Source organism: Streptomyces sp. AC1-42W, assembly GCF_003248355.1.
Classification (GTDB): domain Bacteria; phylum Actinomycetota; class Actinomycetes; order Streptomycetales; family Streptomycetaceae; genus Streptomyces.
In genome coordinates this window covers 44693-58747 of the sequence record NZ_QKWY01000002.1, presented here as the reverse complement: position 1 = coordinate 58747, position 14055 = coordinate 44693, and the positions used below count along the sequence as shown (strand labels likewise).

Annotated in this window: 2 protein-coding genes; both read right to left on the bottom strand. The window is 71.2% G+C overall.

The features are described from left to right. Window positions 1-28: 28 nt before the first annotated feature. Window positions 29-3391 (bottom strand): type I polyketide synthase, encoded by a 3363-nt coding sequence (locus DNK56_RS18185; protein ID WP_111336027.1) that lies wholly within the window; start codon window positions 3389-3391, stop codon window positions 29-31. 240 nt (window positions 3392-3631) lie between these two features. Next, the gene (locus DNK56_RS18180; protein ID WP_342211089.1) at window positions 3632-14041 is read right to left on the bottom strand and encodes an SDR family NAD(P)-dependent oxidoreductase; all 10410 of its coding nucleotides are present in this window, start codon (window positions 14039-14041) and stop codon (window positions 3632-3634) included. Window positions 14042-14055 lie beyond the last annotated feature (14 nt).

The window sequence follows — 14055 nt, the reverse complement described above, 5'->3', positions numbered from 1 at the left end:
CCTCAACCAATCTGCAGCTGATCGCTGGCTAGGAGATGCCGAATTCGCTGTCGAGCACGTCGAACAGCTCCTCGTCGGTGACCGTTTCGAAGTCGGGCCCCTCGCCCGCCGACACCGGGTCGCCCTGTGCGTCGCGCCACCGCCGCACGATGGCTTCCAGCCGGGCGGTGATCGCATCGGCTTGGGCGCTGACCGTTTCGGCGTCCCCTCCGGCGGGAAAGCCGCCCAGCGCGTCCTCGATCCGGTCCAGTTCCGCGAGCACCGCGGCGGCCGGATCACCGGCCCCCGCACCCGGCTGGGCGGCCAGGCAATCCGCCAGGAACGCGGCGACGGCACGCGGGGTCGGATAGTCGAAGATCAACGTGGCGGGCAGATCGCACCCGGACGCGGCGGTCAACCGCTTACGCAGCTCCACAGCCGCCAGCGAGTCGAAGCCCATGTCCCGGAACGCCAGATCCGTCTCCACGACGCTCACGGACGCGTGCCCGAGCACCGCCGCCACATGCGTACGCACCAGCGCCAGCAGCACCCGCCCTGCCTCGGCCGGCCCGAGCCCCGCCAACTCCGCCCGCAGCCCGGCCGCAGCCTGCTGCGACTCCTCGGCCGTGGGCACCTCGTGCACCGCCCCCGGCGCTGTGGAGGTGCCGCTACCGAGGGTGGTGCCGCGGCCCTCGACCCAGAAGCGGGTGCGCTGGAAGGCGTACGTGGGCAGCTCGACCCGGCGCGCCCCGCTCCCGGCGAAGTACGCCTCCCAGTCCACGCGGACACCCTGTGCGTACAACCGCCCCACCGCACCGACCAGGGATTCTGCCTCGGGCCGGTTCCTGCGCAGCAGCGGTACGAGCGCGGCCTCCTCGTCGGCCACGGAGGCCGCGCCGAGAGCGGTGAGAACAGCATCCGGGCCGACCTCTACGAACGTACGAACCCCGAGGGCTTCGGCGGCGTTCACGGCATCGGCGAACCGGACGGGGCGACGGACCTGGTCGACCCAGTAGTCGGGGGACTGCCAGTCGGTGGAGAGGGTGCCGGAGACGGTCGATATGACGGGGATACGGGGTTCGTTGAAGGTGAGTGGGGTGGCGATGGCTCGGAAGTTGTCGAGCATCGGGTTCATGAGGGAGGAGTGGAAGGCGTGTGAGACGGGAAGGCGGCTGGTCTTGCGTCCGAGGGCGGTGAAGTGCTCGGCGATGGTGTGCGTTTCGGCTTCGGTTCCGGAGACGACGACGGCCTGGGGTCCGTTCACCGCGGCGATTTCTACGCCGGGGGTAAGAATCGGCCCGACCTCATCTTCGGACGCCTGCACAGCGACCATCGCGCCACCTGCGGGCAGGGCCTGCATCAGGCGACCACGAGCAACGACGAGCTTCGCCGCGTCCGTCAGGGAGAGCACTCCGGCGACATGTGCGGCGGCCAGCTCCCCGATCGAGTGACCGATGACGACGTCCGGCTTGACGCCCCAGCTCTCGACCAGCCGGAACAGCGCGACTTCGAAGGCGAAGAGGGCGGGCTGCGTGTACGCGGTGGAGTTGAGCGCATCGGCGTCGTTCCCCCACATCACCTCCCGCAACCCCGTGGCGAGGTGCGCGTCTACCTCACCGCAGACCGCGTCAAACGCCTCCGCGAACACCGGGAACGCCTCGTACAGCTCACGCCCCATACCGAGCCGCTGCGCACCCTGACCCGTAAACAGAATCGCCGACTTCCCGCCCCGGCGAGCCCGGTCCACGATCACCGCAGGGTGGTCGTTCCCCTCCGCCAGCGCGGTCAGCGCCTCCGCGTGGTCGGCCCCCTCGTGTCCGAGGACGACCGCCCGATGAGTGAAGGCGGTCCGTGTGGTGGCCAGGGAGAGCCCGATGTCCGCCGCATCGGTGTGGTCGGGCCCTCCCAGGACCTGTTCCCGCAGGCGGGCGGCCTGAGCGCTGAGGGCCTGCTCAGACTTTGCCGACACCACCCAAGGAACTACGGGGAGCGCGGCCCGCACGACCGTCTCCCCCGCCTCTTCCGGCGCCTCCTCGACGATCACATGGGCGTTCGTCCCGCTGATCCCGAAGGAGGACACCCCGGCCCGCCGTACCGCACCGCCGGAGACCCAGGGTCGTGACTCGGCCAGCAGGTCGACGGCGCCGTCCGCCCACTCGACCTGGTCCGAAGGCGTTTCGGCGTACAGGGACTTGGGAAGCACGCCGTGGCGCATCGCCATGACCATCTTGATGATGCCCGCGACACCCGCCGCCGCCTGGCTGTGGCCCATGTTCGACTTGATCGACCCGAGCCACAGCGGACGGTCGGCCGGCCGCTCCTGCCCATAGGTCTCCAGGAGCGCCTGCGCCTCGATCGGGTCACCGAGCGTCGTCCCTGTGCCGTGCGCCTCGACCGCGTCAACCTCGGCGGCTGTCAGGCCCGCGTCCTCCAGGGCCCGGCGGATCACGCGCTGCTGGGCGGGTCCGTTGGGGGCGGTGAGGCCGTTGCTGGCGCCGTCCTGGTTGAGCGCGGAGCCACGGATCACGGCGAGCACGGGGTGACCGTTGCGCCGTGCGTCGGACAGCCGCTCCAGGACCAGGACGCCCGCGCCCTCCGAGCAGGCGACGCCGTCCGCCGAAGCGGAGAAGGACTTGGACCGGCCGTCGGAGGCAAGGCCCTGCTGCGTGCTGAAGTAGACGAACATGTCGGGCGTCGACATGACCGTCACCCCGCCGGCCAGGGCGAGCGAGCACTCACCGGAACGCAGCGCCTGCGCCGCCATGTGCAGCGCCACCAGCGACGACGAGCACGCCGTGTCCACGCTGACCGCAGGCCCTTCGAGCCCCAGCGTGTACGCCACCCGGCCCGACACCACACTGCCGGCCGTGGTCGATCCGGGCTCCGCGCCGAGCGCGTAGTCGTGATACATCACCCCGGCGAACACACCGGTCGACGAACCCTTGAGCGTCGTCGGATCGATCCCGGCCCGCTCGATCGCCTCCCACGACACCTCAAGCAGCAGCCGCTGCTGCGGGTCCGTCACCACGGCCTCGTTGGGGCTGATCCCGAAGAACACCGGATCGAACTCCGGGGCCTCGTACAGGAAGCCGCCCTCGCGCGCGTACGTCTTGCCGGGCTTCCCCGGTTCGGGGTCGTACACACCTTCGTCCCAGCCCCGGTCCGTGGGGAACTCGCCGATGGCGTCCACACCGTCCGCGACGAGCCGCCACAACTCCTCGGGCGTCGTCACCCCGCCCGGATAGCGACAGCCCATGCCGACGACGACTATCGGGTCGTCGTGGTGGGTACCGCGTCCGGAAGGCCCTGCCTCTTCGAGGCGGCGCTCCGCGTCCGCCAGCCGCCGGCGTGCGTCGCGCAGATCGGTCGTAGCCCGCTTCAGGTATTCGAGAAGTCGCTCTTCGTTGCTCACAGAGACTCACTCCCTCTGGTAGACGATCCGTGGCGACTCACTCACGCGGCGTCCAACGTTGATCGGATTCGAACGCTACTGAGCGCTCCGAGGGGCGGCCTACCCTTAGCCCACCCCTGCCGCGGGCCCCTGTACGACGGGGCACCGACACGTGAAGAGCCGGGGTGCGTGGCGGCTGCCGTACAGCCGCCACGCACCCCGGCCGGGGCCCCGTTCCGCCCGGTGAAGCGGTGCCGGGGGTCAGGGGGTCGCGGGGGTTCCCAGCTCGTTGTCGAGGATGTCGAACAGCTCGTCCGCGGTGACCGAGTCCAGGTCCTGCCCGTCGCCCGCTTCCACGTCCGTGCCCGGCTGCGGTTCGTCGAGGCGGCCGGCGAGCTCCCGCAGCCGCTGTACGAGCTTGGCGCGTTCGGGTCCGGCGGGTGGTGCGTCGGTGGTGAGCAGGGCCTCCAGCTTCTTGAGGTCCGTCTCCACCCTGGACACGGGCACGGCCGGGACCAGACGGGCGGCGATGTACGCGGCGACCTCCGCCGCGCTCGGGTAGTCGAAGATCAGCGTCGCGGGCAGTCGCACCCCGCTGACCGCCGAGAGCTGGTTGCGCAGTTCCACCGAACCCAGGGAGTCGAAACCCAGCTCCCCGAATGCGCGGTCCGGCTCGATCGCTTCCCCGGAGGCATGCCCGAGGACCGCCGCCGCGTGCCCTCGTACGACATCCAGGACGATCCCGGTCCGCTCGTCCTCGTCGCATCCCGCCACTCGCGCGGCGAGCCAGGCCCCCTTCGCCGTACCGGCTGCGGCCCGCTTTCGAACAGGCGGTGCGATGGACCGCAGAAGAGCGGGGAGTTCGTCGGTACGGGCGCGCAGGGCGCCTTGATCGACCCGGAGGGGAACGGTGGCCGCGATACCGGAAGCGAGAGAGGCATCGAACAGGGCGAGGGCCTCCGTCTCGGACAGGGCGGGCGTCCCGGCCCTGCGCATGCGCTCCAGGTCGGCATCGGCCAGGTGGGAGGCCATGCCGGTGTCCACGGCCCAGAGCCCGAAGGCCATGGCGGTCGCCGGAAGTCCTTCGGCGTGACGTTTGGCGGCGAGCGCGTCAAGGAAGACGTTGGCCGCCGCGTAGTTGCCCTGACCGGCCGCCAGCACGAGACCACCGGCCGACGAGAACATCACGAACGCCGACAGCCCCAGGTCAGCGGTCAGCTCATGCAGATACCAGGCCGCGTCCACCTTCGGCCGCAGCACCGTATCCACGCGCTCGGGCGTCAGCGCCCCCACCATCCCGTTGTCCGCGACACCGGCCACATGCACGACACCGGACAGCGGGTACGCCGGGTCCACGGACGCGATCACGTCGGCCAAGGCGTCCCGGTCCGCCACGTCGCAAGCCGCCACAGCGACCGCCGCACCGAGGCCGGTCAGTTCCGCGACCAGTTCGGCGGCACCCGGTGCCTCCGCGCCCCGGCGCCCGACCAGCAGCAAATGCCGCACGCCGTGCGCGGCCACCAGATGCCGGGCGACGCGCGCGCCCAGCCCACCGGTACCGCCGGTGACCAGCACCGTTCCATCGACGTCCCACACGGCAGTACCTGTCTCATCGGCCGGAACCGCCGCCGGGACCAGACGCGGCACCCGTACCTCGCCGTCGCGCACCAGCAACTCCGGCTCGCCCAGGGCCACCAGTCGGCTCAGCGGGACCGAGCCATCGGAGTCGATCAGCACGAACCGGCCCGGATTCTCCGCCTGCGCGGCACGGACCAGCCCCCACACGGGAGCCTGCCTGACATCCGCCGTCCCTGCTCCCACCGCGCCCCGTGTGACGACCGCCAGCACCGCACCCTCCGGCCGGTCCACGGCGAGCCAGTCCTGCACGGCCTCCAGTGCCCGGCCCAACACGCCGCGTACCGCACCCGGCACATCAGCGGCGACCTCTTCCTCCACCACGCACTCGTAAACCTCGGGCAAGGGTGAATCGTCCGCCCCGTCGCCCAGGGCCACGGGCTGCCAGTCCACCGCGAGCAGCGAGTCAGCGGCTCCGGAGCCCGACTGCTGATCCCAGACGGGCCGGGAGAGCAGGGACTCCACCGACAGCACAGGCGCGCCGTGCTCGTCGGCGACGGTCAGCGAAAGCCCGTCCTGCTGGGCGACGGGCCGAACCCGCACCCGGAGCGCGGTGGCCCCGGCCGCGTGCAGGGCGACGCCGTTCCAGGCGAAGGGAAGCAGGGTCTGCCCGCCGTCCTCACGACCCGGAATGGCCAGCAGGCCGACATGCATCGCCGCGTCCAGCAGGGCGGGGTGCAGGCCGAAACGTGCCGCGTCCTCGTGGGCGGACTCGGGCAGGCGAACCTCCGCGTACAGCTCCTCACCGAGGCGCCAGGCCGCGGTGAGGCCCTGGAACACCGGCCCGTAGTGGTAGCCCGCCTCCGCGAGATCCCGGTAGGCGCCCTCGACGGCCAGTTCCTCGGCCCCGGCCGGCGGCCACTCCATGAGCGCGTCCGCCACGGCTTCGTCAGCCACGGGGGCGAGGACCCCTTCGGCGTGGCGGGTCCACGGCATGTCCGGCTGATCGTCGGCGCGCGAGTGCACCGACACGCTGCGGCGTCCGGTCTCGTCGGCCGCCCCGACCGCCACCTGGACAGCGACGCCGCCGAGGGGATTCAGCACAAGGGGGGCCTGAAGCGTCAGCTCCTCCAGCAGCCCGCAGTCGAGTTGCTCGCCGGCCCGGACGGCCAGTTCCACGAACCCGGTGCCGGGCAGCAGCACGCTCCCGAGGACGTTGTGGTCCACGATCCAGCCGTGCGTCCCGGCGGACAGTCGGCCGGTGAGCACGGCCCCGCCGTCGTCGGGCAGAACGACGGCCGCGCGGAGCACCGGGTGGTCGAGCGCAACCTGTCCGGAAGCGGCGACGGCCCCACCCTCGGACGTGGGCGCCTCAAGCCAGTATCGGGAACGCTGAAAGGCGTACGTGGGCAACTCGACGGTCCGCGCCTTGGCACCGGCGTACAACGCCTTCCAGTCCATCCGCCCGCCGCCCACGAACACCCGGGCGAGGCCGCCGACCAGGGCCTCCGACTCGGGCCGGCTCCTGCGCACCAACGGTACGAATCCGCTGGTCCCCTCACCGGCCGCGCCGGCACCGAGGGCTGTGAGCACAGCGTCCGGACCGACCTCGACGAACGTACGAACTCCGAGGGCCTCGGCGGTGTTTACGGCATCCGCGAAACGGACAGGTTGGCGGACCTGGTCGACCCAGTACCCAGGTGACTGCCAGTCGGACGAGACGAGCCCTGTGACGGTGGAGACGACGGATATACGGGGCTCATTGAAGGACAGTTCAGCAGTGACGGCCCGGAAGTCGTCCAGCATCGGGTCCATCAGCAAGGAATGGAACGCGTGCGAGACGGGAAGACGGCTGGTCTTCCGCCCGAGCGCGGCGAAGTGCTCACCGATGCTGAGCGCCTCGGACTCCACTCCGGAGACGACCACGGACCGGGGGCCGTTGACGGCGGCGATTCTTACCCCTGGGGTAAGAATCGGACCAACCTCATCTTCAGTCGCCTGCACCGCAACCATCGCCCCACCGGAAGGCAGCGCCTGCATCAACCGACCACGCGCAACAACGAGCTTCGCCGCATCGGCCAGAGACAACACCCCGGCGACATGCGCGGCGGCCAGCTCCCCGATCGAGTGCCCCACCACCACATCAGGCTTGACGCCCCACGACTCCACCAGCCGAAACAGCGCCACCTCAAAGGCGAACAGTGCGGGCTGCGTGTACGCGGTGGAGTTCAGCGCCTCCGCGTCGTTCCCCCACGCCACCTCCCGCAACCCACGATCCAGGTGCGCATCTACCTCACCGCACACCGCATCAAACGCCTCAGCGAACACCGGGAACCCGGCGCACAACTCACGCCCCATACCGAGCCGCTGCGCACCCTGCCCCGTAAACAGGAACGCCGTCCTACCCTTCGCGGCCACTCCCCGAACCACCGCCGGGTGCTCCTCGCCGGCCGCCAACGCCGCCAACGCGTCTACGTGGTCACCGAGTACGACGGCCCGGTTCTCGAACACCGACCGCGATGCCACCAGCGAGTGGCCAATGTCCGCTACCTCGTGGTCACCGGTGACGGACAGCAGTCGGGATGCCTGCGCGGTCAGGGCTCCCGCACTCTTCGCGGTCACCACCCAGGGGGTCAAAGCCAGTTCGCTCCCCGGCTCGTCAGCCACGGAGCCCATGGGCGCCTCGGGCGCCTCCTCCACAATGACGTGCGCATTCGTCCCACTGAGCCCGAACGACGACACCCCGGCCCGACGCGGGTGCCCGGTCGGCGCCCATTCCCGCGCCTCCGTCAGCAGCTCCACGTCACCCTCGGACCAGTCGATCTGGTCCGAACGCTCCCCGGCGTGCAGGGTGGGCGGCAGCACACCGTGCCGCATCGCCATCACCATCTTGATGATCCCCGCAACACCAGCAGCCGCCTGCGTGTGACCCATATTCGACTTGACCGACCCCAACCACAGCGGCCGACCCTCCGCACGCCCCTGCCCATACGTGGCAAGCAACGCCTGCGCCTCGATCGGGTCACCGAGGCGCGTGCCCGTGCCGTGCGCCTCCACCGCGTCCACCTCCGCAGCCGTCAGCCCCGCGTCGGACAGTGCCTGGCGGATGACGCGCTGTTGGGCGGGCCCGTTGGGCGCCGTGAGTCCATTGCTCGCGCCGTCCTGGTTGAGCGCCGAACCCCGGACCACCGCCAGCACGGGGTGGCCGTTGCGCCGGGCGTCCGACAGGCGCTCCAGGAGCAGCACGCCCGCGCCCTCGCCCCACCCCGTACCGTCCGCACCCGCCCCGAAGGACTTGCAGCGGCCGTCCGGCGAGAGTCCGCGCTGCTCGCTGAAGTACACGAGCATGTCGGGGGTGGACATGACCGTCACACCGCCAGCCAGGGCGAGTGAGCACTCGCCCGAGCGCAGCGCCTGCGCCGCCGTGTGCAGTGCGACGAGCGACGAGGAGCAGGCGGTGTCCACGGTGACCGCGGGGCCCTCCAGACCAAGCGTGTACGCGACCCGGCCGGACACCAGGCTTCCCGCCGTACCCCCGGCGTAATCGTGGTACATCACACCGGCGTATACCCCGGTACGGCTGCCCTTGAGAGTCGTCGGGTCCACGCCGGCGCGCTCGATCGCCTCCCACGCCACCTCAAGAAGCAAACGCTGCTGAGGGTCCATCGTCAGTGCTTCGCGCGGACTGATCCCGAAGAAGTCCGGATCGAACTCCGCCGCGTCGTAAAGAAATCCACCGTCCCGCGCGTACGACTTACCCGGAACACCGGGCTCCGGGTCGTAGACGTCCGGGTCCCAACCCCGGTCGCCGGGAAGCGGGGCGATGGCGTCCACTCCGTCCGCGACCAAGCGCCACAGCTCGTCCGGGGTGGTCACCCCGCCCGGATAGCGGCAGGCCATACCCACGATGACGACCGGATCGTCGGCGCCCGCGCGCACGGCGGCTGCCTGCGCGGGTTCGCGGTTCGCGTCCGGAGTGCCGTCGAGGAGTTCCAGGACGAACGAGGCCACGGCCTCGGCGGTCGGGTGGTCGAAGATCAGAGTCGCGGGCAGCCTGAGCCCGGTCTCGGCGTCGAGCCGGTTGCGGAGTTCCACGGCCGTCAGGGAATCGAAGCCCAGCTCGTCGAAGGCGCGCCCCGGTTCGATGGCCTCGCCCGACGCATGCCCGAGGACGGCCGCAATTTTCGCCCGCACCAGTTCCAGGACGGCCTCGGCCCGGGCATCGCCGGTCAGTCCCGCGAGACGGGTACGCAGGACCGACGTGCCCCCGCCACGCGCAGCCCGGCGGCCGGGGCCGCGTACGAGGCCACGCAGCATGGCGGGGGTGTCATCGGCGTGTGCACGCAGGACGGTGAGGTCGAGGCGTACGGGAACCGAGGCGGGCAGGCCCGGTCGCACGGCGGCGTCGAACAGGGCGAGGCCCCGGTCGGCGGGGGTCGCGGGGGTGCCGGCGTCGCGCATGCGGTCCAGTTCGGCCGCGCCGAGCCCGGTGCCCATGCCGCCGGGGGTGTCCCACAGCCCGAAGGCCAGGGAAGAGGCGCGGAGGCCTTCGGCATGACGTGTGGCGGCGAGCGCGTCGAGGAAGGCATTGGCCGCCGCGTAGTTGGCCTGCCCCGTGGAGCCGAGGGTGCCGGCGACGGAGGAGAACAGGACGAACGCGGTGAGGTCCAGGTCGCGGGTCAGCTCGTGCAGGTGCCAGGCGGCGTCCGCCTTGGGTGCGAGGACAGCTCGGAGACGGTCGGCGGTCAGCGAGGTGAGCATCGCGTCGTCCAGGACACCGGCCGCGTGGACGACGGCCCGCAACGGGTGCGCGGAGTCCACCTCGGCCAGCAGCGCGGCAACGGCCGCACGGTCCGAAACATCGCACGAGGCGAACTTTACGCTCGCACCCGCTTCGGCCAGTTCTGCCCGCAGTTCGTCCGCTCCGGGTGTCTGGGCGCCCCGGCGGCCGACGAGCAGCAGGTGTCGTACGCCGTGCACGGTGACCAGGTGGCGGGCGACGAGCGCGCCGAGGCCACCCGTTCCTCCGGTGATCAGTACGGTGCCGTCCGCGTCCCACACCGGTTCGGCCGAAGCGGGTCCGGTGACGCGGGCCAGCCGAGGAAGCAGCGCACGCCCGTCGCGTACGGCGGACTCCGGCTCATCGGCGGGCCCGGTGTGCGGAAGGCCCTCGGGGGCATCGGTGTCGAGCAGCAGGAATCGGCCGGGGTTCTCCGCCTGCGCGGCCCGGACGAGGCCCCAGACCGGGGCCTGTCGTACGTCGGCCGGCTCGCCGTCCTTGGCGGCGACCGCACCGCGTGTGACGACGAGAAGGGTGGCGGCGGCGAACCGCTGGTCCGCCAGCCACTGCCGTACGACGTCCAGGACGTGCACCGTCACAGTGTGGGCGGCAGTGGGCAGGCCGTGCCCCGCTTCGACCGCGACCGGGGCGCAGTCCAGGACGACGGTGCCGGTCACGGGGCCCTCGGCGGGCAGGTCGGTCCAGCGCTGCAATGTGCCGGACGCGGGAGTGGCGGCGCCCGCCTGTTGCCAGACGACCCGGTACAGCGGGTCCGTGGCACTACCCGTCCCGCCGGGTGCCGAATCCATCGCCCGGCCGACGACTCCGCCGACCGCGGCGACCGGGGCACCGGACGCGTCGGCGATCTCCAGGGACAGCGACTCCGGGGTGGGCCTCGACAGACGTACGCGGGCCGCCGACGTGCCGTCCGCGTACAGCCGTACGTCCTTCCAGACGAACGGCAGCACCGTTGCCCCGTCCGACTCCTCCACGCTCTCCACCAGCGCGACGTGCATCGACGCGTCCAGCAGGGCCGGGTGAAGCCCGTAGTCATCGCCCGGTACGTCGTCGCCCAACGTGACCTCGGCGTGAAGTTCGCCGCCGAGCCGCCAGGCCGCCGTCAGCCCCTGGAAGGCGGGCCCGTACGCGAGTCCCTGCGCGCGCAGAACCTCGTACGCGCCGTCGAGCGCGAGCGGCACCGCCCCTGCGGGCGGCCACGCCGACAATTCGAAGCCGGGCTCCTCGATCTCCTCGGCCAGCACGCCTTCCGCATGCAGCACCCAGTCGGCCTCGGGCACACCCTCCTGCCGCGCGTACACGCCGACCGTCCGCAGGGCGGACTCGTCCGCCGCCCCCACGACGACCTGTACGGCGACGGCACCGTCCTCGGGCAGAACGAGCGGCGCGTGCAGGGCCAGTTCCTCAAGCACCGCGCAGCCGACCTGGTCACCGGCCCGAATGGCAAGTTCGACGAACCCGGCGCCGGGGAAGAGCACGGCATCACGCACCACATGGTCCGCGAGCCACGGCACAGCCGCCACGGCCAGCCGCCCGCTCAGCACCGCGCCCCCGGAGTCAGCCAGGGTGACCACGGAACCGAGCAGCGGATGCGCATGGGGCGCACTCCCCGGCTTCACCGCGTCCAACCAGAACCGGGTGCGCTGGAAGGGGTACGTAGGCAGGTCGACCCGGCGCGCGCCCCTACCCGCGAAGAACGCCTCCCAATCGACCCGCACCCCGTCCACGTACAACCGCCCCAGCCCGCCCACCACGGACTGGGGCTCCGCGCGCCTCTTGCGTACGAGGGGAACGAAGGAGCTGTCCTCCTCAGCGGCTGAGGCGACCCCGAGGGCGGTCAGGACAGCGTCCGGGCCGATCTCCACGAACGTGCGGGCACCGAAGGCTTCGGCGGCGTTTACGGCGTCGGCGAAGCGGACAGGGCGACGGACCTGGTCGACCCAGTACTCCGGCAACTGCCAATCCGACGACAGTGCACCGGACACCGTAGAGACGACAGGCGTACGCGGCTCGTTGAACATCAACCCGGCAGTGACGGCCCGGAATTCGTCCAGCATCGGTTCCATCAGCGAGGAATGGAACGCGTGTGAAACGGAAAGGCGCCTGGTCTTCCGCCCGAGGGATGCGAAGTGCTCGCCCACGGTAGCCGCCTCGGACTCCACTCCGGAGACGACCACAGACCGGGGGCCGTTGACGGCTGCGATTCCTACCCCGGGGGTAAGAATCGGCCCAACCTCATCTTCAGTCGCCTGCACAGCAACCATCGCCCCACCGGAAGGCAGGGTCTGCATCAACCGACCACGCGCGACAACGAGCTTCGCCGCATCCGCGAGAGACAACACACCCGCGACATGCGCGGCGGACAACTCCCCGATCGAGTGACCGATGACGATGTCCGGCTTGACGCCCCAGCTCTCCACGAGACGGAACAGCGCCACTTCGAAAGCGAAGAGAGCGGGCTGCGTGTACGCGGTGGAGTTCAGCGCATCGGCGTCGTCCCCCCACACCACCTCCCGCAACCCACGATCCAGATGCGCGTCTACCTCACCGCACACCGCATCAAACGCCCCCGCGAACACCGGGAACGCCTCGTACAGTTCCCGCCCCATACCGAGCCGCTGCGCACCCTGCCCCGTAAACAGAAACGCCGACTTACCAACCGCCCGCGTCACCCCCCGCACCAGCCCCGCATGCTCCTCGCCCGCCGCCAGCGCCGCCAGCGCACCCGCACGATCACCGAGCACCACCGCGCGATGGCTGAACGCCGTGCGAGTGGTGGCCAGGGAGAACCCGATGTCCTCCGCCCGGCCCTCATCAATCGTGGTGAGCAGCCGTGACGCCTGGGCGGACAGGGCTGCCGGGGTCTTCGCGGACAGCACCCACGGCGTGACGGCCGGACCAGCAGCCACCTCACCAGGCGCAGAAGCGGCAGGAGCGGCAGAAGCCACAGCCTCCTCCGGCGCCTCCTCCACGATCACGTGCGTGTTCGTCCCGCTCAGCCCGAACGACGACACCCCGGCCCGGCGCGGCCGCCCGGCCGGCGACCATTCCCGCGCCTCCGTCAGCAACTCCACCGCCCCCGCCGACCAATCCACCTGGTCCGAGGGGGTGTCGATGTGGAGTGAAGGGGGAAGGACGCCGTGGCGCAGGGCCATGACCATCTTGATGATGCCCGCGACACCGGCAGCCGCCTGGGTGTGCCCGAAGTTCGACTTCACCGAGCCCAGCCACAGCGGCCGGTCCGCCGGCCGGCCCCGGCCATAGGTGGCGAGCAGCGCCTGCGCCTCGATGGGGTCACCGAGCCGGGTGCCCGTGCCGTGCGCCTCGACGGCGTCGACATCGGCGGTCGACAGGCCGGCATCCGCGAGGGCGTTGCGGATCACGCGCTGTTGCGCGGGCCCGTTCGGCACGGTCATCGCGGCCGACGCACCGTCCTGGTTGACCGCCGAGCCGCTGACCAGGGCGAGCACGGGGTGGCCGTTGCGACGGGCATCGGAGAGCCGCTCCAGCAGCAGGACGCCCGCGCCCTCGCCCCAGCCCGTGCCGTCGGCCGCTGACGCGAACGGCTTGCAGCGGCCGTCCGGGGCGAGTCCGCGCTGTCCACTGAAGTACACAAGCATGTCGGGAGTGGACATGACCGTCACACCACCCGCCAGGGCGAGTGAGCACTCGCCCGAGCGCAGCGCCTGCGCCGCCGTGTGCAGTGCGACGAGCGAGGAGGAGCAGGCGGTGTCGACGGTCACCGCCGGGCCCTCCAGACCAAGCGTGTACGCGACCCGGCCCGAGACGAAGCTTCCCGCCGCCCCGTCCGCGTAATCGTGGTACATCACACCGGCGTACACGCCGGTACGGCTGCCCTTGAGAGTCGTCGGGTCCACGCCGGCGCGCTCGATCGCCTCCCACGCCACCTCAAGAAGCAAACGCTGCTGAGGGTCCATCGTCAGTGCTTCGCGCGGACTGATCCCGAAGAAGTCCGGATCGAACTCCGCCGCGTCGTAGAGGAACGCGCCGTCCCGCGCGTACGACTTGCCGGGCAGGCCGGGCTCGGGGTCGTAGACGTCCGGGTCCCAGCCCCGGTCGGCCGGGAAGCCGGACACCGCGTCGACGCCCTCGGCCACCAGCCGCCACAGGTCCTCCGGCGTGCCGGCCCCGCCGGGGTAGCGGCACGCCATGGCCACGATCGCGATCGGGTCGTTGCTCTCGGCGGTGAGCCGGGCGTTCTCCTCGCGCAGCCGCTCGTTGTCCGTGAGCGACTTACGGAGCGCCGCCACGACCTGTTCCATCGATGTGCTGGTCACGTCATCCTCATCAT